Source organism: Luteolibacter arcticus (assembly GCF_025950235.1).
In the GTDB taxonomy this organism is placed as follows: domain Bacteria; phylum Verrucomicrobiota; class Verrucomicrobiia; order Verrucomicrobiales; family Akkermansiaceae; genus Haloferula; species Haloferula arctica.
In genome coordinates this window covers 37,741-62,476 of record NZ_JAPDDT010000023.1, presented here as the reverse complement: position 1 = coordinate 62,476, position 24,736 = coordinate 37,741, and the positions used below count along the sequence as shown (strand labels likewise).

Sequence of the window (24,736 nt, the reverse complement as noted above, 5' to 3'; positions counted from 1 at the left end):
GGAGGTCGGGGATGGGGAGAAGTTGAACCGCGAAGACGCGAAGGTCGCCAAGGAAAGGCAGGGGAAGTGCCGGGTGATCAGTGATCGGTGTTCAGTGGAACAGCCAAAGGCACGCGTGGCCGAAAGCGCTGCGGGAGTGAGTGGCATCCCGAGACGGATGATCTTATCGCCGGCAAAATCCTTTGCCGATGATTTCTCGGGATTCGTCGTCGATGTCGATCCGGACATTGCAGCCGATCTCCTCGGAGTTTGTGTAGACGCGCCAGGTGCGCCGGCCGAAGAAGGTGAAGCGGCGGGACCTCCGCACGCTCACGGGCTCCAGCCATATCCAGCCTTCCTGATCCGCGGTGGCGCGGGCGACTAGGATGACTTCTTCACGGGTCATGGGCTGAGGATGGCGGCTTGTCCCAGGGGTGCAATTGGATTCCTTTGAGGAGGGCTCTTTGGCCGGGCTGGAAGCGGGAGCAATCCGGGCGGTTGCGCAGGCGGAAGTTCAGCAGATCCATACGCGGTGAGCCATCCGGATGAAGGGCGCGCGGAGGCATTTCGATGGCTGTGATAGGAAGTCCGTCTAGCGTGGTCCGGTCGGTGATCGTGAAATTTGGAATCGGTTGTAACGGGCGGACGACGACGTGACGTAAGGACCGGCCGTCGTTCAGGACAAACACGACTTCGACTTCGACTTCGAATGGTTCTTCGGCTGACATGGCGATTCGTGGGTGGGACCAAGGAGCGACTTGTTAGAGAAAACCAGGGCTGGGGATTTGAGCTCCGGGATTTGAGATTACGGTGGCCGGCTATTCACGGAGTGGGGTCCTTTGGCCGGGTGATCAGGATGGTGCAGATCATGGAGGATGGAATGAGGATCACGTGAAAAGCGGAAATGATTAGATCGTAAGCGAGGGTGACATAGGTGCCGAGGAACTCGTCCCCGGGATCGTGGAAGGCCTTTGCTAGCAAGGCCACCCCACCAAGAATGATCGCGCATGGGATGGCGGCGTAGAGCACCTTACTCTTGATCGCCCAGAGGGTCCACAGAACGAATGCGAACAAGGCCAGAAGAACCAGAAGCTCGTACTGGTACAGGAAATAGTAGTCGTTCATGGCATCCGACATTCGCAAATGGGGCTGGGACTTGGAAGCTTATCCCGTGATGGGTCAGGTCTTCGAAAAGGACGGCGGTGCATTGGCGAAAGACACGTGCTGTCGCGAGCGCGCTTGCGGATGGTGAGGAAGGAACGTTGAGATTGCGTTCGCGGGAGGGCGCGAGTGGCCCCTTTTTGGGGGTAGCTGCGGGGTGGGGTGGGGTGGGATTGGTGGAGCTGTTAGAGGAGCGTGCAATTTCCGGGCACTGGCGAAAGACACGTGCTGTTGCCAGCATGGCTACGGATGGTGGAGAATGACCGAACGGAAGGGCGTCGGGGATGGGCGTCGGTCTGGTGAAGCCGGTCTGAAGACCAGCGGTCCCGGGGGCTTGCTGCTGGAAGCTGCGGCCACTGTTTTGGGGGCCAGTGGATGGGGTGGATGTGGTGAGCTGTTAGGTGGAGTATGCGGGCATGTCGCATGTGTTGATTTCCTCGGCGCTGGCTTGTGCGTTGCGCGGTGAGGGTGCTCCGGATGAGATTGTTTTCCTGCCGGAGGGCAGTCACAAGCTGAAGCCGCAATCGCACCCGAAGGGGATCGATGTGAACTTGCCGGCGGAGGAGGGCGAGGCGGTGGCGGCGGCGTTCAACGAGGCGCTGGCGAAGCGGGGGAATGTGAAGGCGTGGTGCGACTTCGAGCACACGCGGCGGCACCCGGTTTCGTGCTATCCGACGGGCTTCCGCTATGAGGCGGGCACGGGGATCGTGGCGATGGTGGAGTGGTCGAAGAGCGGCCGCGAGGCGGTGGAGGGACGGGATGCGCGGTTCTTCTCGCCGGAGTTTTACATCGGCGCGAATGGCGTTCCGAGCGGGCTGCCGGATCGGGGGCCAGTGGGAGCGCTGTGCACGGAGCCGGCCTTCCGCGAGATTCCCGCCATCGCCGCGGCAGACGCGGAGGATGACCCGGATCGGAAGGATGGGTCGGATAGGACGGATAAGCCGGATATGCTCATGAACTCACTACTTTCACTTGTCTCTTGCGGACTGCTCACCGATGCCGAAGCCGCCCGCGAGGGCGCGGATCAACTCGCCAGCGAACGCCTGCGGGTGATGTGCTCGGAGGCGGCGAAGGTGCCGGCGCTGGAGAAGGAGCTGGCGGACCTGAAGTCGGAGCGGAAGGACGAGAAGGTGAGGGCCGGTGTCGCGCTCTTCGACCGGGCGGTGAAGGCCGGCCTGGCGGGTGCGGCGGACGAGCGGGAGAAGGCGAAGTATCTCACGGCGGCCGAGTCCAACGAGCTGGCGATGCAGCTTCTAACAGAGAAGGTGGAGGCGGCGGAGGCGACCGGCGCCGACATCACGCGGCCGATCATTTCCGCGCGTGCCGCGAGTCCGGCGAACCATGAGCAGCGGATCGCCGCGGCGCAGGCGAAGGCCCGCACGGACCTGGGGCCGGACGCTCCTTTCACGATGGTCTGGGCGCGTGCCGCCGAGATCGATCCACCTGCCTTTGTCTAACAGAATCCAAACGAGAATCAACCACTACACCTGAATCCTACCATGCCTCTATCCCAAGAAATCCCGATCGTCCCGATCACCAATAGTGCCGCTGCGGTGACGCTCGGCAAGATCGTGAAGGCCTCATCCGGCACCTGCGTGGTGACCACCGCGGCGACGGAAGCCGCGCTGGGGGTGATGACCGAGGACTGCGCCGCGAATGGCGTGGCGAGCGTGGCGCCGGCGGGCTCCGGCGGGCTCCGGCGCGATCGTGCTGGTGGAAGCGTCCGCCAGCGGCATCGCGATCGGCGACAACCTGGTGCCGGCTGCTTCCGGCCAGTGCAACAAGAGCACGACCAGCACGCACAAGGTCTTCGCCGTGGCGCTGGAGGCGAGCACGGCGGCGGGGCAACTGATCAAGGCGGTGCTTTCGCCCGGCTACTACACGCTCCCGTAAGCAATCCCAATCTGAAGAAGCGGGGTGAAGGGGCGGGACGCCCCTCCAACGGACTGGGGCAAGATGCCCCAGCTACGCTCCGAGACGTATACGACGCAATCTAACAGCAATACACACGAACCAATCTGAATCATGGCCACGCCTGCCAATATCAATACGCTGAATCAATTCGCCAAGGGTCTGTTCCAGGCCACGGCGAGTCCCCTCGCGGACTTCCTCGCACCGGTGGTGATCACCGGGGCGGCGCAGTTCAATGTGATCGACTACGCCAAGCGCTCCGGCTTCCAAGTGCCGAGTGCGAAGCGGGCGATCGGCGGTGACTCGACGGCCGTCGTGACGGATGGCGAGCGGGTCAGCATCACGCTGCAGCCGTATGCGCTGCACGACATCATCGACAACCACGAGCTGGCGCTGGCGACCACGGGCGAAGGCTCGCGGCTGCTGCGCGAGGCGCGGGTGCAGAACCTGGTCTCGCAAGCGTCTAACAGCCGGCTCTACGAGACGCTGGTCACGCTGCGTGCCGGGGTCTCGCCGACGGCGGAGGTGTGGGGCGGCTCTGACGATCCGGTGGCGGACATCGACTCCTACATGAAGGCGGTGGCGGATGCGACCGGCCTGCTGCCGAACCGGGTGGTCTTTGCGCTGGGTGCGTGGTCGATCTTCAAGAACCACGCGAAGGTGATCGACCGGTATCCGGGGGCGACGACGGTGGCGCCGATGATCGCGGAGGTGGGCTCGCTGTTCCTGAATCCGAACACGGAGTGCATGGTGAGCACGACGGTCTTCGACACGAAGCTGAACACGACGAGCAGCAAGTCCAACGCGCTGACGGCGACGAATCCGGAGGTGTGGATCTACTACGCGGCGGAGAATGCAAACAGCTTCGACGCGTCGGCCTTCAAGACCTTCCGGGTGCAGGCGAATCCCTTCGGCGGGGTGCGGATCAAGGAGAAGGACTTCGGCGAGAAGGTGATCACGGAGTGGACCGAGGCGGCTTATGTGAACAATGCGTCCGCGGTGGCACGGCTGACGATCACCACGACCTGACCGGGATGGTGCGTGGTTTTGAGCGGTCATCGGGGGGCTATCTGGGTTCTTTTTGGACCAGGATGGATGGGATGGATGGGATGGATGGGAGTTAGATCGGGGTGGGGTTGCGGGAGAGGGGGGAAGATTCAACCGCAGATGACGCAGATGAACGCAGATTAAGAGGATGGGGAAAAACTGAGGTTGGAGGCGGGGTGCCTGGGATGGATGGGTTCTTGAGGTCTTTGGTTTCAGCTTTCCCGGTAGTTCCTTCGATCGCCAGGGCTCAGGGAGAGCAGGCCTAACCACCCGCCACGCCATTCGAGGCTGACTGATTGCGATTTCCTGGTCGTCCGGTTGCTTGCTCACGCACCGGTTCCATAGCCCCGCCCGTCCGGTCTTCCTGAGCTCCGGCAATGGAGGACGGGCGGGCGGGAAAGGTGGGGCGGGGGAGAAGGGGCGGGACGCCCCTTCAACGGACTGGGGCAAGATGCCCCAGCTACATTTGGGAGACATTTTCATAGCCCGCCCGTCCGGTCTTCCTGCGCTCTGGCAATGGATGACGGGCGGGCGGGAAAGGTGGGGCGAGGGAGAAGGGGCGGGACGCCCCTGCAACGGACTGGGGCAAGATGCCCCAGCTACATTTGGGAGACATTTTCTAACATTATCATCACATGTCATGGGTTGCACTCTCCAGCACGCACGTCCTCGCCCGGCTGACGACGGACGAGAGGGACGCCTTCGAAGCGGTGGGCGAGGCGGCCTCGACGGACAAGCTGAGCGGCATCATCGCCCAGGTGGCCGCGCTGGTGCGGTCGAAGGTGGCGACCTTCTCGGGGAATACGCCGGGCGACGAGGGGACCATCCCCGCAGGCGCGCTGTATCACGCCGTGAGCCTGTGCCGCGCCGCGCTGGTGGCCGCGCAGCCGACGATGGAGGGCAGCACGGACCAGCGAGCGGAGGAGACACGCCAGGCGTATCTCTATCTGGACCAGGTGGCGAAGGGCGAGGTGCTGGTGACATCGCCGGATGGCGTCTATCCGGTGACGGTGGCCGAGGCCACGGGATCGTATGGCGGGAAGGTCCAGCTCGACTTCTAACAACGATGAGCGCGCTACTCGATCGAGCCGATGACCTGGCTGCCTATCTGGCGACGGTGGATGGCCTGCAGCCGCTGACGTGGCTGGTGGATCGCCAGAAGAACCTGGGCAGCGAATTCACGAAGGCGACGGCGAAGAAGCTGGGGCTGGGCGTGATCGCCTTCCTGGGTGGGAGCAATCGGGATCGCCAGCTTTCCGCGGTGCGGCTGGCGGCGCGCTATAGTGTGTCGCTTTTCTTCAAGCCGGTCATCCATGGCGGGGTGCCGCGGGATGGCAGCAAGGAGCCGGCGGAGCTGGCCGAACTGGTGGCCCGGGCGCTGCACCACTGGTTCCCCGATGAGACGCCGACGAAGAGCCAGGTGCGCTTCGAAGTGACCGACATGACGATCGCGGATGCGGAGGAGTTTCATGTGATCCGCATCGATGCGGAGAGTGTGGTGCAGTTTTCGTCCGAGGCAGTTTCTTTTATTGAGCCATGAATCACGAGCTATCTGAGACCCCGATTGAGAATGAGAAAGAAGAGGCATGTGCTGTCACCAGCACGCTTATGGAAAAGGCACCGGACTGTCCAAGCGGGCCAGCGGCCCGCGTTCCCAGCGGCCGCGTGGCGAAGATCCGCTGCCTGGATCAGGTGAAGGCGCGGGGCTTCACGTTTGCGCGGGGCAGGGTGGTGGAGGGCGTGCCGCTGGCCCATGCGGAATACCTGGCGGCCGGGAGGAAGGCCGAGATCCTTGAAGTAATCTAACAGTGTCGGCTGGGGCCGAACCAATTCGATATCGATTTCCATTTTTTTACCTACGATCATGAAAGACATCATTGCCGGTTTCCATATCTTCCTCGCTCGCGAGGGTGAATCCGTTGACAGCCCGCCGGTCATCGTGGCGGTGGACGCCAAGCCGGACACGGATCCGGCGAGCAACTATACGAAGGTGGCGAGCTGTGAGACCTTCGAGGTGCGGCGTAGCGGGAACCGCCTGGTGCGGCGCTCGCCGGATCCGGGACGCTTCCAGGATCGCGCGGTGATCACGACGAACCAGCAGATCGAGTATGTCTTCGGCCTGCAGGAGTGGAGCGAGACGACGCTGGCGGAGGGCCTCTTTGGCGGGACGACGCCGGCGTCCGGAGTCTTCGTGCCGAATGCGGCGGAGGAAGACATCCGCGGCTGGTATCTGATCCAGGGCTACGATCACCAGAACAACCAGATCGTGACGATGAACATCTGGGGCGAGGGGCGGGTGGAGCCCTACACCTTTGGCGAGAACCTGACGGCGTATCGCTTCATCGTGCGGCAGCTCTCGAGCTCGCTGAATACCGCGGAGGTCTCGAACCTTTCCTGAGCCATGGTCCCTGATCCACCGGTATCGATCGATCTAACAGGCGGCGGCAGCGGGCTGTGGCCGGCATTCACGCTGTCGGGCGTGACGGGCACGCATGCCGCGGCGCTGAATTTGACTTACGTGCTGTCGGCGAAGGTGCCCGAGTGGCGATACACGGGCCCGGGCGATGCGGAGGTCTTCGAGGCTACGGAAGGAGAGTGGCAGATCGCCAACGACCTAAGTCGCTTCAGTGGCTTCGGGACCTGGCCATGGACGGTGACGACGTGGGCCGCGGATAACGACGGTGCCGGCACGCCTGCCCTTACGCGGGCATTGGCAGAGCCGGTGGCGATCGACCTCGGCAGCGAGTCATCGGCGGTGGCGGCGACGCTTGCGACGAACCTGAGCGGCTCTAACAACGACCTGGCCTTCACGGCGGTCTTGTCCGGCCGGCTGGGGAATGACGTGACGGTGAGCTACGTGAGCCCGGGGACGAATAACGCCAGCCTCGGCGTGGTGGTCTCCGGCCGCGACATCACCGTGAAGGTGGCCACGAATGGCAGCGCGGCGATCACCTCGACGGCGGCGCAGGTGAAGACGGCGCTCGAGGCGAGCGGGGCGGCATCGGCGCTGGTCACCGTGGCGAACAAGGCCTCGAACGATGGAAGTGGCGTGGTGACCGCACTCACTGCCACCGCGCTCTCCGGTGGCGCCGGCGGGCTGCCGCTGCCGCCCGCCGCCCTCACTCTCTAACAATAACACGATCTTCGCATGGACCTATGGGATTCCCCGGTGAGAGTCATGTGGGACCCGGACGGGGCGCGCTTCGTCCTGGTGCCGTATGGCGCGCCGATGTGGGAGCCGGTGAAGGTCGATGGCGGGCAGGAGGTGCAGACGTCGGCGACGGTGCGCGGGACGGGCGTGGTGAACTACCCGCGAGGGAACGAGGCGCACAAGATCGATTTCACGATGGCCCGGGTGAAGGGAGGCGTGAAGGCGGCGGTGCAGGCGAACTTCGTGGATGCGCTCGCCTTGCCGCGGTCGAGGAAGGACGTGCTGCTGTCCTTTGCGGGCGGTCGGCAATTCCGGGTGAAGGACTGTGCGGTGCAGAGCTGGCCGCACGAGCACGAGGACCAGGTGTGCCGACAGACGGTGCGGATCCTGGGCGGGAACATCGTGGCGGACCTGGGGACCTACGTGGAAGGCAGCGTCTGGGGTGAGGTGCCGCTGGAGACGCTGATGGCCGAGGGTGGCGACGAGCTGGTGACGGAAGGCGGGGATTTCCTAGTGGGGGAAGAGCATGAGGAATAGGTCCGATGGGACGAATGCGACGAATTTTTATGAAGAAGATACTATACGTTTCGTACTTGGCGGTGGCGGCTTTGGCAGGAGGGCAGACAAGGATCAGCGACCTGCCGAGCCTGAGCGGCTCCGGTGCGGTGCCGACCGATGTGCTGCCGATCGTGGATGTCAGCGCGGGTGCGGCGGGGTCGAAGAAGATCACGCTGGCGGAACTCTTCTCCACGCCGGTGCCGTGGAATGGCGAGCTGATCTCCGCGGCCAAGGGCGGCACCGGTGTCAATAACAGCGGCAAGACGATCACGCTGGGCGGCAACTTCACCACCAGCGGCAGCAACGCGGTGACGCTGACGACGAGCGGCGCAACGAATGTGACGCTGCCGACAAGCGGGACGCTGGCGACTGCGGCGAGCGTGACGGCGGTGGCGGGTAATCTCGCCGCGCTGGATACGGTGGTGGACGGGAAGGCGGATGATGATTTGGCGAACGTGGACCTCTACGCCTCGGGCGTGGTGTCCGATCACAAGCAGTTCCTTTACGAGGCATTCCGCACCGCAGACGCGACGGTGGTAGAGCACGGTGACGCGGTGACCACCGGCAACCCGCTGCGGGTGCATTCCGGTGGCATCTCTGGCGGCAGCAGCGGACAATTGCCCTACATCGCCAACCGGGGGCTTCGCGCAGGCAATGGTGCCCTGGTGTATGTGGGCAGCTACGTGGACGCCAGCAGCGGCCGCTTCTCGATGGGGGTGGACGTGGAGATGGCACCCTCGATCTACCCGACTGCGACACTTGGGGAGGGCTTGGGAAACATCACGTTCGACTCGTCGGCCATCATTTCGAATGACGGAGGCGCCATTTTTCCGACAGGGAACAACCCCGTCCACATCAACATCTCGGCGGATGGTGTTTTTCAAATCGGCTTCTATCCGGGAGCGGGCATCACGTGCATCAACCGAACTCTTGAAGGGGGTGTCTATAAGTTTGCCCCTGGCTTTACCGGCGTGCGCCCGGGCGGCCGCTATACGATCCTGCTAGACGTTGTCGGCGATGAGCTTTCGATCACGCTCAAAGGCGTGGGGACGGTGAAGTTCACGGCACCGGGGATCTCCAACTGTGTGGGTCCAACAACGCACTTCTGGTATGAGTGGGGCGGCGACAGCTACACGACGAACACGACTTCCGAGCTAACCCGCAGCCGGACCACAAGCCTGGTCCATCGCATCTGGGCCATGGGCGACAAGCTCGACCTCGAGGAATCCCCGGTAGCCCCTGCGAACTCGATCACCCACGCGGCCCGGCCGGAGCTAGGCTTCCTGAAGGTCCTTCCATTCGGGAAGTCTTTCCCCGGCATGGATCCGGGCAGCGCTTATCCTTTCCAAGTGAAGGGCGACGCCTTCATCGGTGGACACGTGCGCAGCTCGGTGCTGCCTAACATCGACTTCAACGGAGTGATGTCGGACAACGTGGTGCCAACCGGTCTCTTCGACCCGAGCGTGTCGGCGACGGACATGAACATGGGCGAAGTACCGGCGCATGCGACCTACTTCGGCCGGCGCTCGAGTGATTCGCTGGTGATGACCGGCCGCTTTGCCGCCAACGGAAATACGAAGAGGATCAAGCTCAACGGGCATCCGTATTTCGCGATCTTCGATAGCGGTGACCTGACCGAGAACGGGACTTCTTGGCGACTGGAGATGATCCGCGTGAACGACACGCTGGCGACCTTCAAGCTGTGCACGGTGGATGCTGGAACCGATCGGCTGACCACCGTGCGACCGCATGGGCTACAGACCGGTCAGGCCATCGCGCTGATGATGAATGGCACGGCCCCGACAGGTCTGGCCCACGGCTCCTATTGGGCGATCGTGGACAGCGCGACGACCTTCCGCGTGGCGAGCAGCTTGAGCAATGCGCTGGCCGATACCGATGTGGATATCACCGCGGCGGGAGGGAATAGCGTTTACGTGTGGGGCACCGTCGCGGGTGGGCTGACCTACAGCGTGAATGGCAGCACCGAGGAAATCACCACCAGCGCGGCCCATGGCTTGCAGACCGGCGATCTCTTCCAAGTGGCCACCGGCGGAGCGGCACCCACGAACCTGGCGAACGGCACTTATTACGCGATCCGGGTTTCGGGGACCGTGTTCAAGGCTGCCACCACCGAGGCGAACGCATGGGCGGGGACTGCGAGGGATCTCACCGCCGGCACCGGCACGCAGTACTTCGCCGCGATCGGCATGACCAACCGTATCAACTGCGTGTTCAACTCCGGGGGCACCCGGCTGGTGCAGTCCTTCCAGACCAGCCAGGCGGAGAACTATTACACGTATCGGCTGTTAGGCACTGGCACGGCGACAGGCGACGTCCGCCTGGATGGCGGGCAGGTGACCTATCGCCTTTTCGACTGATCGACTGATCGACCCGGCGAGCACGAACTGACGAACCCATGGCATCCGGAAACGACAAGGAAGTGAGGATCGGCATCTCCGCGGATACGGCGGGGGCGGATGAGGCGAAGAAGGCGCTGGAGGGGGTGAAGGCGGCGGCGGAGGGTGCGGCGGAGGCGGGTCGTGATTTTTCCCAGGTTTCCACGCAGGACCTGCAGGACTACAAGAAGGACTACGCGCCCACTGGTGCCGATACCCCGGAGCCTTATTACGTTGCGGTGCTGGATGAACTCGCAAAGCGCGAGAAGGCGGTTGCAGAGGAAGCGGCCAAGGCCACGACGGAGATCGAGAAACAGACCAAGGCGCTGGAAGAGCAGGCAGCCGCTCAGGTGAATCTGTCCGAGTCGGCGAAGGCTGCGGGTGTTGCTGCCTTTGATGCTGCCTGGCAAGCGGGAGCCAGTGTGGAAGAGGCGACCGAGGCCAGCAAGAAAGCCACGGATGAGGCCGTGGAGCGCGCGGCGGTGATCGAGAATCTCGCAAAGCAAGAGGCCGAGCTGCGGAAGAAGAACGTCGAGGCGATCGATGAAACCACGGATGGGACCCGGGAGCTCACGGAGGAGAGCAAGCAGCTCCGGACGCTGCTGATCGGGCAAGGGCTCGCCCAGGCGGGTGAGGTTTTCGGCATGATGGCCGGTGGCCTGAAGGATGCGTCGGAAGCGCTGAGGGAAACCAATCCCGAGATGGCGGAGGCCGCCGCGCAGGGCGCGAAGATCGTTTCAGTGCTGGGCGCGGCAGCCAGTGGCGCGGGCGCCGGGATGCTGGTCTTCGGGCCGGCGGGTGCGGCGGTGGGTGCGCTGATTCCCCTGATCGGCCAAGGTCAGGGAAGATCCCACGGCGGAGAACATCGGGGCGCTGGCGGCTGCGCTCGAACGGTTCAACGAAAACTTTGGCAAGAAGGATGCGGACCTGCGGCGCAACCTGAACAAGCTGACGGATGAGGTGAGAAAACTGCAGGGCCAAGCGACGACGGCTGGCGACGTCCCCCACAAATCGAAATGAGCGCGACCTGGGCAATCAATGGGACGGCGCTTTCTGCGCTGGGGTTGGAGTTTGCGGGCGGGACCTTCAACACCGGGACGCGGTCGATCATGTCGCTGCGGCGGGTGGTGGACATGGATGCGGCGGAGATCCTGCCATGGGGGACGGCCGTGACGCTGACGCGGAACGGCACGGCGTTTTTCCAAGGGAAGGTGAACTCGCTGCCGACGTCGGCGACGGGGACGAGCGAGGGTCAGGAGATCGATATCGTGGATGCCTGGCAGGACCTCGAAGATACGATCTACAAGGAGGAATGGCCGGCGGGGTCGAGCAGCGTGATGTTGCCGATCGCGATCCTCGGGCGGAAGTCGAATGGCGCGGAGTGCACCGATGCGGAGCAGATCGCGGAGGCGGTGAATTATGCGGCTGACAACGGGGTGGCGATCCAGATGGGCAGCATCCCGGCTGGGCTGCCGCTATGGCAGAGCGAGGTGCGGAATGTGACGTGTGCCGAGGTCATCCGGCTGTCGCTGCGGTTTCATCCGGACTGGGTGCCGTGGATCGACCACTCGACCTCGCCGCCGACGCTGAATTTCACGCCGCGTGCCTCGATGGCGACGCGGACGATCGACATCGATGAAGGGCAGACCGAGAGCGTCAACATCACGCGGCGGGATGACCTGAAGCCGGAGGCGGTGCAGATCCTCTACCTGAATGCCACGATCATCGACGGGCAGACGTTCCGGGACTGGATCGAGGACATCTACCCCGCGCCGGCCACCGGGCCGCGGGTGATCTCGAACGTGATCGAGCTGGCCGGCGGGCAGATGCAGTTCCAGAAGCAGCGGATCCAGACGCGGACGATCCCGACCGATGCGGAGGAGGTGCGCGAGTGGCTGAAGAAGAAATACCCGCCGATCAAGGACATCCCGGATGCGGCGTTCACGACCTTCCACACGGCGAACACGCTGATCCCGGACGAGCTCGACGAGGATTTGCCGCCTCCGGTGAACCCGCGGGCCACGCGGATCGAGCGGGAAGAGGATGATGATGCGGAGGACTTTCCGCGGGAGCTGGTGTCCGGCTCGATCGAGGATTGGATGCGGCGGAAGGTGGGGAAGGTCCACATCGACTTCGGCATCACGATCAGCGCCACGGCCACGGCCGAAGAGCGCAAGCTGCTGGAACCGATCGAGGCGATGCAGGGCAAGACGGTGACGGCGACCAATGCCATCACGAAGGTTTACAAGGGAATCACCCAATGGGTGGCGCCGGAGGCCGCGCCCAGCGGCATCGCGGCGGCGATCTACAACAGCCTGTCGGCGTACCAGTTCGAGGGCAGCATCACCACGGTGATGGAGGATGTGAGCGGCGATCGCTTCCATGGCTGCAAGCTGAACATCACCGGCGGCAAGGGCGAGTGGGCGACCATGAATGCGATGGTGCACTCGGTGAGCTTCGACATCGCCACCGGTGCCACCACGATCAGCGTGGGCCCGGCGCCGTTCCTCGCGGCACAGGACATGCTCGAGCTGCGGCGCTTGCTCCGCGGCCGGAGCGTGACGTGGATGAGCGAGCAGGAGCGGACGTCCAACGAACTCGGCGCGGATGCGGATCCGGGGAGCAAGGGGGATACCGTGGGGGGATTCACCGTGCCGACGGAGGAGACGCAGATCTTCGTGCCGCCCCGGAGCATGTATGCCCCCTACCTCGGCAGGGAGAACCCAGACCGGCTTTTCATTCACCCTGGCACGGTGCGGTTCCTGAGGATCGCCGAGGAGGATCCTGCCGATAGCGACGAACTGGCAGGGCTGCAGGTGACGCCCGTTTTCCCGACGATCTTCGACACGCCGATCGATCAGGATACAGCGCCATTTTTCGACGTGGCGGGCCGCGACGACTGCTCGATCTGGCTGATTTCCGACCGGCTCCGCTGCCCGGGTGCGTCCTTCGTTCCGACCGAGGATGAGGAGACCCACAAGCTCGAGATCTACGAACGCGATGAAAAGCCAGCCAAGGCCGATGGCGAGCTCCACACCTGCATTGCCAAGATGGACCTTCCCACGGTGGCCGGGAAGAAGACCATCGCCAATCTCAAGCAACTGATCGAGGGGCACGTGGACGTCTGGTATAAGTGCCTCAACGATGAGAGCCCGGGCAGCGGCGACGATTCGGACGATGATGATTTCGGGTCCTCCGACTTCGAAAGCGAAGATGAAATCGACCCCTCGCCGAGCGATTCCAAGGACTGCAAATATAAGATTGCTGCAACATGGTTTAACCGCGCCGATTGCTATAAGGAGGGCAAGGAAGTCTACGCGGTGTGGCGGGTCAAGATCGGTATCATATCTATCAAGAACCGCTGTCCCGGCGGGTGGATGGCTAAGATAACCATGCAGGGAGGCAATTGCGTGCCTTATGCTGGCCAGACTTGCGACGGGGGCACCGTGATTGTCCCGCTCACCCAGCAGATCAATGAATTGGGCGCGCAGTTTCGGTTCCCGGTCCCGCCGGCGTGCTTTCCAACGAGCCTGACCGTTACGATCATCGGCGACTCTGGCGACGATGAGACGCCGCACGAATGCTGCGACACGGAGTTTTCCCAAACCTTCGCAAGTTCGTGGCCGCGCTACTGCCACAGCACCTGCTCCACCACGGTGGTTCCACCGCCATGACCGCCACGATCTTCACCTGGCCGCCGGACTACGCGCAGGCGGCACTCGCAGGCCGGGCACTCCGGAGTTGCGGCGTCGACGTGGTGCTGGCGATCGATGCGGGCGATCCGCTGCCGGAGGTGGAAGGCTGCCGGATAGTCAGGACGACTTTCCCGCGCCGCGGCAACTTGAACGGGAAGGCCTGCATCGAGGGCATCCTCGCCACCTTGCATGAGAATGCGGACGGCGATCCCTATCAGCTCAAGGTGGACAGCGACACGCTGGTGATGGGGCTCGATTGGCTCGCCGGCCGCCCCGAGCCGGCGGTGGGGATGCATCACCGGATCCCGCCGCATGATCGCTTCATGTTCGGCGCGGCCTACGGGCTACGCACCGAGTTGCTGCCCGAATATCGCGCCGCCGCAGCGCGACTGCCCGATGGCGACCACTACTCGGAGGACGTGGAAATCGGCAAGCTGCTGCCCGGCATCCACGCCTTTGAGAATCTAACCGAAGGGTGCCCGTTCGCCGCCTACTCGTGGAAATCGGTGAAGACGATGGAGGAGTGGCGCCGCTACGAGATCTTGATTTTCCAGCGGATCCAGGGGCGCGGCCGGCGCGCCATTCAAGAGACCATGAAAGAATTCGTGTGAACCCCTTCTTCCTCATCACCCAACCGCGCGCGGGTGGAACCGCGCTGGCCCGGATCATCGACGGCAGCATCGGCAACCGTTGTACGGGCGAGAGCTTCGAACTGTTGGAGCGGCTGTATGCCATCGAGCGGGCTCCTGACGACGTCGCCAGCGGCCACGCGGGCGAGGCATGGGGGAGAGTCACGCCGGTGCCGGCCGTGTGGACACCGCCCTTTGCGGACATCCTCCGCCAGTGGGTTGGGGCGAGAGATGGCGTATCGAACTTCGGAGTCCGCTCGAGCTACTTCGGCCGGTATGGCTGGAATGATGCCGTTGCGCGCTGGAGTTGGCTGCTACGGGCCTTCCCGGATAGCCGGCTGGTCTTCCTGTCCCGCAGCCCGGACGATGAGCAGGAGGTGTCGCTGGTGCACACCTACCCGCTGTGGATTCCATCATTCGGGGAGTGCCATGGTGGGGTCCTGCGGCGCGCGCGCGAGATGCGCGATTCCTTCGAGGACTTCCACACGATGAATCCCTCGCGGACGGTCCATCTCGACATGAGGGCCCTAGAAGATCTCCCCGGGCTGTCCGCAAAGCTGGCCCGTCTCGGAATCCTCATCCAGCCGGCCGCATGGCGGGAGATCGATCGCGAGCGGCCAGGCAAGCGCGAAGCGGTCCGCGGTGAGGTTAAACGGTTGATTGATGAGCGGGCCGCGGCGGATGCTTCCAGCGATCCTTCCGCCGGCGAACTCATCCTCGGGGTGCCTGGTGTCCCTAACCCCTTCGCCGCGGAGGAAGCGGCAGCCAATGCGAAGCTTCTCGCGGAGCCGCAGAAGGGACTCGATCTCGCCAAGGTCTTCCGTCCCGACTTTCCGGCCGCGACGGATCCGGTGAAGCTCGAGGTCCACACGCTACGCCATGACAACCCCGAATGGATGGCAGAGTGTGCCGCCAGCCTCGATGCGTGGTGTGGCCGGCACGGCTACCCGCTGCACGTGAGCGGGCTGAATCCTGCCTATCCGGAGGCGAAGTTTTGCGAGGTGGACATGCTGCGGCAGTTCCTCGCGGGCGATGCCGATTTCATGCTCTACGTGGATGCCGACGTGATGGTCCACCCGGCCGCCCCTGCTTTGGATTTCGTGGCGGCCGGTGGCTTCCACGTGATGCCGGATGCGCCCTACAAGCATGTGTCAGGGGCGTGGCCGGCGTGGATGGCAGATCACTTCCCGGGCATCGATCCTTTTGCATCGACCTACCGGAATGCCGGTATCTGGGCGTGTGACCGGGCTGCCGCCGCGGCCATGCTGGAAGTTTGCCGGGAGCCCTATATTTCCGGGCATCAGGAGCAACACCAGTTCAACGCCTGGCTTGCCATGGCCTCCTTGAACGGGATGCCGGTCCACGACCTGAGCCCCGAGTGGAACCGCTTTCCCGGGAAGCACGCCGGGCCCGCGTGGTTCCACCATCTGGCGGGCCACAGCAAGCTCAAGAAGCTCCGCCAGCTCCGCCGCGCCGGGTATCTGCCCGCCCCACCGGAGGCCTTCCCCAAGCAGCAGAGCACCGGCAACCGGGCCGTCTGTTGGCTGTGGAAGAAGGAAGCGGCGGGCTGGGATGAACTCCGGCACAGCATGCGATCGGTGCGGGAGAACCTGGCCGATCCGCCGCCCTTCCACGTCTTCGGCGATGCCCGTCCCGATTGGCTGGACGATCACCCGGAGGTCACCTTCCACCTCGCGCCCGGCTATCCGGAAGCGCTCGCAAAGGCGGTCCAGATCGCGGATGAGGTGCTGCTTTTCAATGACGATATCTTCCTGCTGCTGCCCCAGACATGGGAGGACTTCCGGACCGCACTCTACCGCGGCGGCGAGCTGGTGCGGGACATCCGCGACAACCTGGTGTGCTCGAACCGCTGGCGGCGCGGAGTGGGGAGGGCGACCCTTTCTCTCTACCACCACGGGCACGAGAGCGTGCGGGATTTCAGCACCCACACGCCCTATCTCATCGAGCGGGCGAAGGCTATGGAGACGCTGCGGCGGCATGGATGCTGGTGGAAGATGCCTTTGGAGGTGCTTTACCACACCGATCACGGCACTCCCTGCCGCCGCATGTCCGGCGACAAGACCACCTCGCTGCCATCCCGGGCACGGTTCCTGAATCACGGCGACCCGACTCCTGACCTCGAACTCAGGAGGGCCATCGCGGGCCGATTCACCCCCGCGCCTTGGGAGCTTGATCACAAGAATGTAGTGGCGAGAGATAGGGCAGGGGTGTAGGAGGTCGCCGATGAAAGCGCTTCTTTTCCTCCCCTTCCTGCTGTGTGGATCGCTGCTCGCCGAGCCCGCGGCTCCACCTGCAGAAAAGCCGGAGGTTACCGAAAAGGTGATCGCCAAGTATCCCAAGCTCGAAACCAAGGAGCGCTACACCTTCGTGGATGTGCAGGTGCTGGAGAAGGTCCCGGACGGGATCTACATCCGCCACAAGGAGGGGAAAGCACCTGCGAAGACCACCTTCACGCTGCTCCAATATGGAGGGCTGACGTTTTTACCTTACGAGTCGCTTCCCGACGCCGTGCGGAAGGAGTTGGGAGGTTTCCCGGCACCGGAGGCACGCAAGTTCCGCGAGAAGAGGGAGGCAGACGATAAGGAGGGCAACCGCCATCCACTCACCGGAAAGCAAGGCTTCATTGCCTACGACCCGGTCAGAGACCGAAAGCCGATTCCGTGATCTTGCTCGCGGTTTGAAGTCAACCCACATGCCCGACTTGACCGGCCCGCTAGGGTGGTCGAGTGAACAGTGCTGGCGAACCGGTCTGGCGGGCCGCGGAAGCGTGGCACGGGGTCGAGTGGGTGCGCAATCCGGACATTGGCTTGCCGGTCGGTTGGCGGGTCGAGGTGACCGGGTTTTCCGATGGCCGGATGGTCGCCTTCCTCACGGCCGGGCGGATCGAAAACCGGGTGTATGCCCGACAGTTCGACTTCGGGCTCGAGTTCCGGATGAGCTGCGAGAGGTGGATTCCGTAGTCAGATCGACGGCCGCGGCGTTGGCTCGGGCGGGCGCGGAAGGGCTGACGTTGTCGCACGTTCGATAGCATTCCAGAAATCGGATTTCTATCGAACCCAAGCCTCCGCTTTCGGGATGACAGATGGGGTGGGAGATGATAGGCGAAGGGTCCTCTCCTATGAACCCTCCTGGAAAAGCTCTCAAGCGTGGTTATGTGCAAACTCCTTCTGGCGGCACCAAGAATGTCGGTGCGGCCGCCACGGGCACGACGAATCGTTCCGCGGCACCGGTTTTCCGGGTCATCGGGTTGTTGCTGTTAGTGCTGGGGGTCATTGGACTTGGCGCGGCGGTCCTGTCGGTCTTGATCGGGCGGGCGGATTCGTTTTTCATGGCGCTGGGCAGTGGGATCGGTTGCTTGTTTTGGTCTGCATTGATGTATGCGATCGCGGAGGCGCTGGTGCGGCTTGCGGAGATTTCGGCGGCGGTGCGGAAGCAGGCAGGGGAGTGATGCGGGGAGAGTGAGAATCCGACGAAGGACGAGGACAACGAAACGAGGGAAATGGGCGAAATTTAAGAGGCCGGTCATCATTGCATCTCCTTTCGTTCGTTTCGCTGGTTTGGTTGTCCATCTTCTTCAAGTCGCCGTCATGAGTAGCGCGGGCGGAATGAATTCCGCGCTCCCAGTTTCAGCAAGCGGCGCAGGTGGCGTGGGGTGAATCCAACTTGTGGGCTTTCCATGATATGGCCATGGTGATGAGAACCGGGTGAAGCCGTGCGCAAGGGGTTGTTTTGCCTCCTGCCCTTCTTCCGTCGCCTCCCCAAGGTCGCCATGTCCCCTCGCTTCATTTCCCGCGCGAGCTCTCTTCTCGCCGCGTTGCAGTGAGGTGCGGCTCGTGCCGAGATCATCGGCTGCCGGGGCTGCTGACGATCTCGGGGAACCATGCCTCGCGCATCCTCCGCGTGCCGGCGGGGGCCGCCGTCGGCCTCTCGAAGGCACGGGCCCGCGCGACATCGCCTCGCTGCTCCGCATCGTGAAGATCGAGAAGATTGGCCCCGCGGTTTTTGTCACCTTTGCCAGCCATCCCGGCATCAGCTACTCCGCGCAGCTCAGCGAGGATCTGGACTTCACGGGTGAGCTGGTCCAGGACCTGGGCACCGCCACGGGCTTCACCGAGACGATCGAGCTGCCGAATGGCTTGCCGCGGGTGTTTGTGCGGATCATCCGGGAGTAGGTGGGGTTGGGTGTGGGAGTTAGAGGGGAGGTGGTGCGTGCTTGGAGGTGGTCCGCACACTCCGTGTGCGGCGGGCCAAATTTTTTAACAGATCCGCCCCATTGCCGCGGCGCAGCCGCCCTCGGACTGCTGCGGTTATCCGCAGCTTTTGAGTGAAGGGTGGAGCTGGCTTATCAGGTGCACTGAGCCGGGCCTCCGGGATCGCCTCGTCCCACCAGAGCAGCGCACCTCACCCTTCATTCGAGAGCTGCGGATGACCGCAGCAGTCCGAGGGCCTTCGGCTTCCATCGGGCGTGGCCGCCAGAGCAGGTGGCTGCACATTCCTTTCGCTCGTTTCGTTCCTTTCCTCCGTTTCGCTGGTTTCGTTGTCCATCCTCTTCGTTCGTCCATCCAATTCCCATCTCCCGCTCTTGAATCCTCGCGCGGCTTCCTGTTGGACTGTGGCCGGTGCATCCGCGTCCCTTCTACCGTTGGAGATCGTTCGGCTTCGGCCTGCTCGCGCTGGGCTTTCTCGCGTGCTCGTGGATCGTCTCGATGGACACGGCGAAGGGGCTGTGGGTGCGGAGCTCGTCGACTTGGTGGGGCGTGATGCAATTCGAAGGCGAGGTCGGCATCTTCCTCGATGATCGATCGACCGGCGGCACCGGCCGCGAGGTGGAAATCGTGAATGTCCACGGCACCGGCGGCAGCCCGCTCTATCGCGAGCGCTGGGAGCAAATCACTGCCAATGGGATCGTCGTGCCTCACTGGTTGCTCATTCTGTGCTTCCTCGTCCCGTGGTCCGCTTTTCTCATCTGGCGCGGGCGGCGGATGAGACGCCTGGCCGCTGGGATCGCGGAGCCGCTGGACGGCATTAGTTCCTGACTGGTCCGCTTGCCCGTTTATGCCCGCATCGACATCACGGCCGTCATCTTCCTTCTGCGGGCCGGAGGCTCCGCGCTCCCAGCGCTGGGTCACTCGACGGCTTCCGGAGCCCAGCGATTGTCGAAGGCTTTCTTTCGCTCGTCCTCTTCCTTCTTCAGTCGCGCGGCCTTTTGCTGGGCGGTTTCATTCGGGTCGACGTATTCGTAGTCGTAGTAGCCGTAGCTATCATACCCATATCCCGAGCCGAGGGTCTTTCCTTGTGAAGTGACGTACTGTTTCTTGGTGGGATCGCTTGGATCGGCCCGGGCGAAGATCGGTTCGGTCGGAACTTCGAAGGTGGCGTTGGCGATGAGCTTGAAGTCCGCCACGGCCGCGGCGGGATTCCGCAGCTTGTAGCGGATGAGGATGTCGCCGCGGACGGTCTCGCCCCCGCGGGCCGAGAGTTGCTTCGACTCGAAGATGTCGATGAATTCGAAAAGCGAGTCCACCTCGCGGTCGGCGGACCGGAAGTCGAGATAGAGGGTATCCAGATCCTTCTCCTTCAGCTCGGCGGGCGAGTGAAGCGCGATCGTCTGGACGCCGGGGAGGAGCTTGGTGATGCCCTCGCCTTCCTTTGAGCCAAGCGTGAGTCGCCACTGGTGACTCTTGTAGGCCGTGCCCATGTGGTCGAATTGGAAGGCCCCGCTTTTCAGCTCCCGCTTCAGATCATCGTCCACGTTGACGGGCGAGGAGTAGGCGAAGACCTCGACGGCCCAGTCGAGCAGGGGATTCGCGACGCCGGGTGCCTGGCCCGGGGTGGCGCGCTCGCGCAGCACCTTCAGCGCCTCATCCATCCACGGCTTGCTGAGTTCCGTGCGCGCGAGGTCCTGCTGGCGCCGCTCCTCGCGCTTATCGAGCATCATCTTGAGCCACAGGCTGAGGGCGCCGATGGCGATCAGCAGGAAGAGCTTGCCGAAATTCACGACGATGCGGCTCAGTTGCTCCACCGAGTCGAGCCTGGTGGGATTTCCCGCGCGGGCGGGGGGCTGCTCCTCGGCAGAGAGGAGGTCATCTGGGGCGGGGAGGGGATCGCTCATCGCACGGAGGAGAGCAGGGGAAGCGGGCCGGGACAATTATATCGTCAGGCCCGGTTCGTAATCACTGCCGGCCCGCGCTGGCAGGCTACGGCAGTGCATGTTAGCGGAACTCACTTTGGCGGCTCGGACCGGGGCTGGGTGGCCACGCCCGCGGCTTCCGGAAAGGTCGGTGCACGTCTGCTCGATCCACGAAATCTGTGGTGGAATATTCCAGTCGCTTCGACGTGTCCGAAAGGCGGAAGGCATCAACCACAGATGACGCAGATGAACGCAGATTGAGAAGATGGAGGCCGGGGTGGATGGGGTCCTTGGGATGAACTGCCGCCATTGAAGGGATCGATATGCCCGACTTTGTTAGAGCGCGGGGGTGCTGTTGCCTTCGGCACTGTGACCGTGCTCTCGGCGATCCCGGAGGGATCCCAGCGAGTAGCCGGTGGTCGCAGTCGGGTAGCGGCGACGACCACCGGACGCAATGGGAGGCGAAAGGAATGCGGGAGGGGATCTCAGCCGGGCCGGAGGGATATCGCGGCGTCTAACAATCTCTACCATAGCGGAACGAAGGCGAGGATGCGGGACGTGTCCGTTGTTCATGCCCGGCTTGAACCCCATCCGGGGTTCCCTTCCTCACGCCTTCTATCCGGGGGTGGCGCTTCGCTTACCCCCGGCTACTGGCTGATTTCCCTCCGGGGAAGAGGGCTTGTTCGGAGCTCTTGCCGTGGGGCTTTTGCGAGAGGCTGGTGGGATCGTGGGGAGCGAGGGTGAGGCGGGCCACGGGGACCACTCCGCGGTGTCACCACCGCGCCTACGGGAAGGCAGGGCAAGGCGTGTCACGAGGGTGAGGCGGGCCACGGGGACCGTTCCGCGGTGTCACCACCGCGCCTACGCTAAGAAGCCCTTCACCGCGCTGGCAGATCCACCACGAAGATCTCCCGGCCGACGTCGCGGCGATGGGCGGTGAAGTAGAGCTTGCCGCCCATTACCTTGAGGCCGCGCGGGTCGGAGTCGGCGGGGCCGGGGTCGATGTCAGCGACGAGCACGGTGCCGGCGGCGGTGCCATCGCTGCGCCAGAGCTCGTTGCCGTGGTCCTGGTCGTAGGCGGAGAAGTAGACGACGTCGCCGACGGCGAGCAGTTGGGTGGGATAGGAGAATGAGCCGGCATCCGGCTCGACCACGGGGCGGGTGCCGTCGGAGGTGCCATCGGTGACCCATAGCGTGGTGCCGTTGGGCGTGGTGGCGCGGTAGAACAAGTGCGCGCCGGCCACCGCGTGCTGGGTCTTCCACGGGTGCGAAGTGTCGGAGAAGTGCTGGCCGGTCACGAAGTTCTCCACGCGGCGGGTGCCGGTGGCATCGTGGCGCCACCAACGGTCTTCGTTGCTGCTCTGCCCTTGCCGCCCTCTGAAGAGCGCCACGCCGCCGACATCGAACGCCAACGACATGCCTCCCGAGGTGAACTTCACGGCAGGGTCCACGGCGATAGTGCCAGCGGCGGTGCCATCGCTTTGCCACAGCACCTGGGTGCGGGAAATCTCCACGGAAAAGATCAGCTTCCCGTCCACAGCGGCGAGCCCCATGGGAGATCCGCCCGCCCATGAGTCCTTCAGCGGCACCGTGCCGGCGGGCGTTCCGTCGCTGCGCCATAGCGTCCTCCTGCCGTCCCAGTCCCACGACAAGAACGCGACACCATCCTGGAAGGCCACCATCTCCGGGTAGTCCGGGCCTGGCGTGCGGCCATCGGCGGCGACCACGTTCTTCGTTCCCGCCGGCGTGCCATCCGTCTTCCACAGGGTGGCTGGCGACCCGGTGCCATCCCGCAGCGAGTAAAACAGCACGCCGCCCGCGCTGACGAATTCATAGGGATAGCGCCAGCCCGGTGTCGCGCCGTGGTCGACTAACAGCCGGGTGCCGCGCGGCGTCCCATTCGTCACCCATAGCTGCGGTGGAATCTTGCCATCGGTATAGATGAAGATGGCGCCGCTGGCGGTGGTGCCGCGGAAGGCGACCGCGCCGTATTCCTGCAGCGGTGCCGGGGTCTTCCAGATCGCCCGCGTGCCGTGGCCGCGGCCATCCGGATTCATCCGCCACAGCTCGTGGCCACTGCCGGTATCGACGAAGGCGAGCAGCTTCCCGTCTAACATTTCATACGAGGACTCCTCTCCAACCGGCAGGATGCCCGAATTGAAGGTGGCAGCACCCGAGGCAGTCCATTTCTCCGGCCGGGTCAGGCGAACCGCGCCGCCCTTCTTGCCACGCTGGAACCACAGCGCGTTGCCAGCGGCGAAGAACTTCCCGGACTTCGTGGCGGCGATGGCGGGATACTCGATCCGCAGGTAATGATTGGACGCCAGCCCCTTCGCGGGGACCGTGCTCGCGGCATCGCCCGCAGTCCGCCAGAGGGTCCACTCGCCGTTTGCGGAGGCGACGCGGAAGTAGAAGAAGGGCTCATCTTCCCGCCACTCCGCGTCCGGATACAATCTCGCGTCATGGCTGAATGTGCGCAGCCGCCTCGTCCCCGCCGCCGTGCCATCCGTGCGGAAGAGTATGTAGTCCGCGTCGATATCATCCCAGTACTCGGCCAGCACATAGACCGCGCCGTGCCATCGGGCGAAGGTGAGCTGCCTCGTCACATGCCCGTCCTCACGGGGCAGCTCGATCTCGTGCGTGCCCGCTTCCGTTCCATCGCTCACCCACAGCTGATAGTTGTAGATCTCATCCCATACGGTGAAGAGCAGTCGGTCGCCCGATGGGATGAGGTCGGTGATCCTCCACCACTCTGCCCCTGCTGGCGCGGCGAGGATCCGCCTGATCCCGGTACCCTCGGCGTTGCAAGTCCACAGCTCGCTCAAATCGGTCGCCAGATTCGACACCGACAGGATCAGGCGCTCGCCCGTCACCAGGGCCGGGCTCAGCGAGCCATACTTCGCGAGCGGGATCTCCGTCACTTTCGTGGTGCCCGTCGCCGTGCCATCGCTGCGCCAGATCTGGTTGCGATTGGCGGTGAAGTAGCACCATCGTCCGCTGATGAGATAGCTGTGGGCATTCGAGAGCGACACCGGCTCTCCGTTCTCGGTGGGATTCAGCGGGCCCGTCCCTGCGGCCGTGCCATCGCTGAAATGAAGCTCCTGGGGAAACTCCTCGCCCTCGCCGTGATTGAGGAAGAAGAAGCCGCCCGACGGGCCCGGCATCAGGGTGGTGGTCGAGTAGGGGCCTGGATCGAGTTCGGCGACGGCCACCGTGCCTGCCTCCGTCCCGTCCGTGACCCATACCTCGTTGCTGATCCCCGGCCGGCTGAAAACGAATGCCACCTTCGCGCTGGCACCCTCGCCAAAGGCCATCGGGTCGTAGAGGGCGGATCCGCCCGGTCCCGGCATCAGGTCCTTCAGGAGGCGGGTGCTGCCGGGCGTGCCATTGCTGGTCCACAGCTCGTAACCATGCGCATAAGTATCCCTCGCAAAGACCACGCGCTTTTCGCCCAGCGGCAACACCCAGCCGATGCCCCCGCCATAGGGGACCGTCGTGCGGTTCGCGTCCTTCACCAGCCGTGCGGTTTGTTCCTGGGCGCTGGCGGTGCTGCTTGTTGCGCCCGCGATGGCGAGGGCCATCGAGGTGAGGAGGAGGGGCCAGTGGCGGAAGGTGCGGCGGAGTCGTCGTGAGGTCACGGAAGGGCGGGGGGCGGAGGATGAAATGGAACGGGGGGCGGAAGGAGGGCGGGGGAAATGAAATGGAGCTGGAGACGGCGTGGGGGAGTTAACTCGTAACTCGTGCGCCTGCGGATGCCTGCGCGACTGTTGAGACACCCCGGCGGGATTGCAAGCGCGTCTGGACCCGCGCCCGGCCTCATCCCCGCAAGTAGGCTGCACTCTCCGAGTGCGGCCGGAGCAGCTCTCCCAGCCCTCGGAGATTCTGCGCCTGCATCAGCCATGCCACCTTGCGGCACCTCCTCGTGCTTCAGTGCCTCCCCAATCCCGAATCCACCACCAAGCCTCGATGGTAAAACCACGTTGCCGAGGAAAATCTTCGAAGCGGTACCGGCGGTCACCAGAGAAGAAGCTGATACAGGAAAAAGCGGCATCAATGAT

The 24,736-nt window shown here is 64.0% G+C and carries 24 protein-coding genes; 19 read left to right on the top strand and 5 right to left on the bottom strand.

All coding sequences use genetic code 11. The features are described from left to right. Window positions 1-163: 163 nt before the first annotated feature. From OKA05_RS27315 to OKA05_RS27305, 3 genes are all read right to left on the bottom strand, one after another. Window positions 164-385 carry a hypothetical protein gene (locus tag OKA05_RS27315; protein WP_264490397.1) on the bottom strand — a complete coding sequence of 74 codons (222 nt, stop codon included), beginning with the start codon at window positions 383-385 and terminating at the stop codon, window positions 164-166. Continuing rightward, the gene (locus OKA05_RS27310; RefSeq protein ID WP_264490396.1) at window positions 375-707 is read right to left on the bottom strand and encodes a hypothetical protein; all 333 of its coding nucleotides are present in this window, start codon (window positions 705-707) and stop codon (window positions 375-377) included. The genes OKA05_RS27315 and OKA05_RS27310 overlap by 11 nt, the downstream gene beginning before the upstream one ends. Window positions 708-801: 94 nt before the next feature. Next, window positions 802-1,104 carry a hypothetical protein gene (locus tag OKA05_RS27305; protein WP_264490395.1) on the bottom strand — a complete coding sequence of 101 codons (303 nt, stop codon included), beginning with the start codon at window positions 1,102-1,104 and terminating at the stop codon, window positions 802-804. A 452-nt stretch (window positions 1,105-1,556) separates the two neighbouring features. On the opposite strand from OKA05_RS27305, the gene OKA05_RS27300 reads away from it, so the two are divergent. The 19 genes from OKA05_RS27300 to OKA05_RS27210 all read left to right on the top strand — a co-directional run bounded on the left by OKA05_RS27300 (window position 1,557) and on the right by OKA05_RS27210 (window position 19,584). Further along, window positions 1,557-2,597, top strand: coding sequence for a phage protease (locus OKA05_RS27300; RefSeq protein WP_264490394.1), 1,041 nt, complete (start codon window positions 1,557-1,559; stop codon window positions 2,595-2,597). A 199-nt stretch (window positions 2,598-2,796) separates the two neighbouring features. Continuing rightward, entirely contained in the window at window positions 2,797-3,033 is a 237-nt protein-coding gene (locus OKA05_RS27295; RefSeq protein ID WP_264490393.1) for a hypothetical protein, read from the top strand. 132 nt (window positions 3,034-3,165) lie between these two features. Further along, window positions 3,166-4,080 (top strand): major capsid protein, encoded by a 915-nt coding sequence (locus OKA05_RS27290; RefSeq protein WP_264490392.1) that lies wholly within the window; start codon window positions 3,166-3,168, stop codon window positions 4,078-4,080. Window positions 4,081-4,733: 653 nt separating this feature from the next. Continuing rightward, window positions 4,734-5,159: a hypothetical protein gene (locus tag OKA05_RS27285; protein ID WP_264490391.1), complete on the top strand. Its 426-nt coding sequence runs from the start codon at window positions 4,734-4,736 to the stop codon at window positions 5,157-5,159. Between the two features lie 5 nt (window positions 5,160-5,164). Then, complete coding sequence (locus OKA05_RS27280) at window positions 5,165-5,638, top strand: hypothetical protein (RefSeq protein WP_264490390.1); 474 nt, start codon at window positions 5,165-5,167, stop codon at window positions 5,636-5,638. Continuing rightward, a complete protein-coding gene (locus tag OKA05_RS27275) occupies window positions 5,635-5,904 on the top strand; it encodes a hypothetical protein (protein WP_264490389.1) in 270 nt (89 codons plus the stop codon). Before OKA05_RS27280 ends, OKA05_RS27275 begins: the two co-directional genes overlap by 4 nt. A 58-nt stretch (window positions 5,905-5,962) precedes the next feature. After that, entirely contained in the window at window positions 5,963-6,496 is a 534-nt protein-coding gene (locus OKA05_RS27270; RefSeq protein ID WP_264490388.1) for a hypothetical protein, read from the top strand. Window positions 6,497-6,499: 3 nt separating this feature from the next. After that, window positions 6,500-7,228 (top strand): hypothetical protein, encoded by a 729-nt coding sequence (locus tag OKA05_RS27265; RefSeq protein ID WP_264490387.1) that lies wholly within the window; start codon window positions 6,500-6,502, stop codon window positions 7,226-7,228. Between the two features lie 18 nt (window positions 7,229-7,246). Beyond that, the gene (locus OKA05_RS27260) at window positions 7,247-7,786 is read left to right on the top strand and encodes a hypothetical protein (RefSeq protein ID WP_264490386.1); all 540 of its coding nucleotides are present in this window, start codon (window positions 7,247-7,249) and stop codon (window positions 7,784-7,786) included. Between the two features lie 29 nt (window positions 7,787-7,815). Beyond that, entirely contained in the window at window positions 7,816-10,185 is a 2,370-nt protein-coding gene (locus tag OKA05_RS27255) for a hypothetical protein (RefSeq protein WP_264490385.1), read from the top strand. 38 nt (window positions 10,186-10,223) lie between these two features. Further along, window positions 10,224-11,162, top strand: a complete 939-nt coding sequence (locus OKA05_RS27250; RefSeq protein ID WP_264490384.1) for a hypothetical protein — start codon at window positions 10,224-10,226, stop codon at window positions 11,160-11,162. A gap of 57 nt (window positions 11,163-11,219) precedes the next feature. Next, window positions 11,220-13,877: a hypothetical protein gene (locus OKA05_RS27245; RefSeq protein ID WP_264490383.1), complete on the top strand. Its 2,658-nt coding sequence runs from the start codon at window positions 11,220-11,222 to the stop codon at window positions 13,875-13,877. Next, entirely contained in the window at window positions 13,874-14,509 is a 636-nt protein-coding gene (locus tag OKA05_RS27240; protein ID WP_264490382.1) for a hypothetical protein, read from the top strand. The genes OKA05_RS27245 and OKA05_RS27240 overlap by 4 nt, the downstream gene beginning before the upstream one ends. Next, window positions 14,506-16,761: a sulfotransferase gene (locus tag OKA05_RS27235; protein WP_264490381.1), complete on the top strand. Its 2,256-nt coding sequence runs from the start codon at window positions 14,506-14,508 to the stop codon at window positions 16,759-16,761. Before OKA05_RS27240 ends, OKA05_RS27235 begins: the two co-directional genes overlap by 4 nt. A 10-nt stretch (window positions 16,762-16,771) precedes the next feature. Then, entirely contained in the window at window positions 16,772-17,212 is a 441-nt protein-coding gene (locus tag OKA05_RS27230) for a hypothetical protein (protein WP_264490380.1), read from the top strand. A gap of 62 nt (window positions 17,213-17,274) precedes the next feature. Further along, window positions 17,275-17,508, top strand: coding sequence for a hypothetical protein (locus OKA05_RS27225; protein ID WP_264490379.1), 234 nt, complete (start codon window positions 17,275-17,277; stop codon window positions 17,506-17,508). Between the two features lie 194 nt (window positions 17,509-17,702). Beyond that, entirely contained in the window at window positions 17,703-17,996 is a 294-nt protein-coding gene (locus OKA05_RS27220; RefSeq protein ID WP_264490378.1) for a hypothetical protein, read from the top strand. A gap of 385 nt (window positions 17,997-18,381) precedes the next feature. Continuing rightward, the gene (locus OKA05_RS27215) at window positions 18,382-18,720 is read left to right on the top strand and encodes a hypothetical protein (RefSeq protein WP_264490377.1); all 339 of its coding nucleotides are present in this window, start codon (window positions 18,382-18,384) and stop codon (window positions 18,718-18,720) included. Between the two features lie 447 nt (window positions 18,721-19,167). Beyond that, on the top strand, window positions 19,168-19,584 hold the full coding sequence (locus tag OKA05_RS27210; RefSeq protein WP_264490376.1) for a DUF1918 domain-containing protein: 417 nt from the start codon (window positions 19,168-19,170) through the stop codon (window positions 19,582-19,584). A gap of 89 nt (window positions 19,585-19,673) precedes the next feature. Here OKA05_RS27210 and OKA05_RS27205 read toward each other — a convergent pair whose 3' ends face one another. Next, window positions 19,674-20,660: a hypothetical protein gene (locus tag OKA05_RS27205; RefSeq protein ID WP_264490375.1), complete on the bottom strand. Its 987-nt coding sequence runs from the start codon at window positions 20,658-20,660 to the stop codon at window positions 19,674-19,676. A gap of 896 nt (window positions 20,661-21,556) precedes the next feature. Then, entirely contained in the window at window positions 21,557-24,316 is a 2,760-nt protein-coding gene (locus tag OKA05_RS27200) for an ELWxxDGT repeat protein (RefSeq protein ID WP_264490374.1), read from the bottom strand. Window positions 24,317-24,736 lie beyond the last annotated feature (420 nt).

Coding starts and splice junctions, on each gene's coding strand:
- OKA05_RS27285 (WP_264490391.1), top strand. CDS start 4,734: ATGTCATGGGTTGCACTCTCCAGCACGCACGTCCTCGCCCGGCTGACG.
- OKA05_RS27260 (WP_264490386.1), top strand. CDS start 7,247: ATGGACCTATGGGATTCCCCGGTGAGAGTCATGTGGGACCCGGACGGG.
- OKA05_RS27275 (WP_264490389.1), top strand. CDS start 5,635: ATGAATCACGAGCTATCTGAGACCCCGATTGAGAATGAGAAAGAAGAG.
- OKA05_RS27270 (WP_264490388.1), top strand. CDS start 5,963: ATGAAAGACATCATTGCCGGTTTCCATATCTTCCTCGCTCGCGAGGGT.
- OKA05_RS27295 (WP_264490393.1), top strand. CDS start 2,797: ATGGCGTGGCGAGCGTGGCGCCGGCGGGCTCCGGCGGGCTCCGGCGCG.
- OKA05_RS27305 (WP_264490395.1), bottom strand. CDS start 1,104: ATGAACGACTACTATTTCCTGTACCAGTACGAGCTTCTGGTTCTTCTG.
- OKA05_RS27280 (WP_264490390.1), top strand. CDS start 5,165: ATGAGCGCGCTACTCGATCGAGCCGATGACCTGGCTGCCTATCTGGCG.
- OKA05_RS27250 (WP_264490384.1), top strand. CDS start 10,224: ATGGCATCCGGAAACGACAAGGAAGTGAGGATCGGCATCTCCGCGGAT.
- OKA05_RS27290 (WP_264490392.1), top strand. CDS start 3,166: ATGGCCACGCCTGCCAATATCAATACGCTGAATCAATTCGCCAAGGGT.
- OKA05_RS27245 (WP_264490383.1), top strand. CDS start 11,220: ATGAGCGCGACCTGGGCAATCAATGGGACGGCGCTTTCTGCGCTGGGG.
- OKA05_RS27230 (WP_264490380.1), top strand. CDS start 16,772: ATGAAAGCGCTTCTTTTCCTCCCCTTCCTGCTGTGTGGATCGCTGCTC.
- OKA05_RS27310 (WP_264490396.1), bottom strand. CDS start 707: ATGTCAGCCGAAGAACCATTCGAAGTCGAAGTCGAAGTCGTGTTTGTC.
- OKA05_RS27240 (WP_264490382.1), top strand. CDS start 13,874: ATGACCGCCACGATCTTCACCTGGCCGCCGGACTACGCGCAGGCGGCA.
- OKA05_RS27315 (WP_264490397.1), bottom strand. CDS start 385: ATGACCCGTGAAGAAGTCATCCTAGTCGCCCGCGCCACCGCGGATCAG.
- OKA05_RS27205 (WP_264490375.1), bottom strand. CDS start 20,660: ATGAGCGATCCCCTCCCCGCCCCAGATGACCTCCTCTCTGCCGAGGAG.
- OKA05_RS27265 (WP_264490387.1), top strand. CDS start 6,500: ATGGTCCCTGATCCACCGGTATCGATCGATCTAACAGGCGGCGGCAGC.
- OKA05_RS27300 (WP_264490394.1), top strand. CDS start 1,557: ATGTCGCATGTGTTGATTTCCTCGGCGCTGGCTTGTGCGTTGCGCGGT.
- OKA05_RS27255 (WP_264490385.1), top strand. CDS start 7,816: ATGAAGAAGATACTATACGTTTCGTACTTGGCGGTGGCGGCTTTGGCA.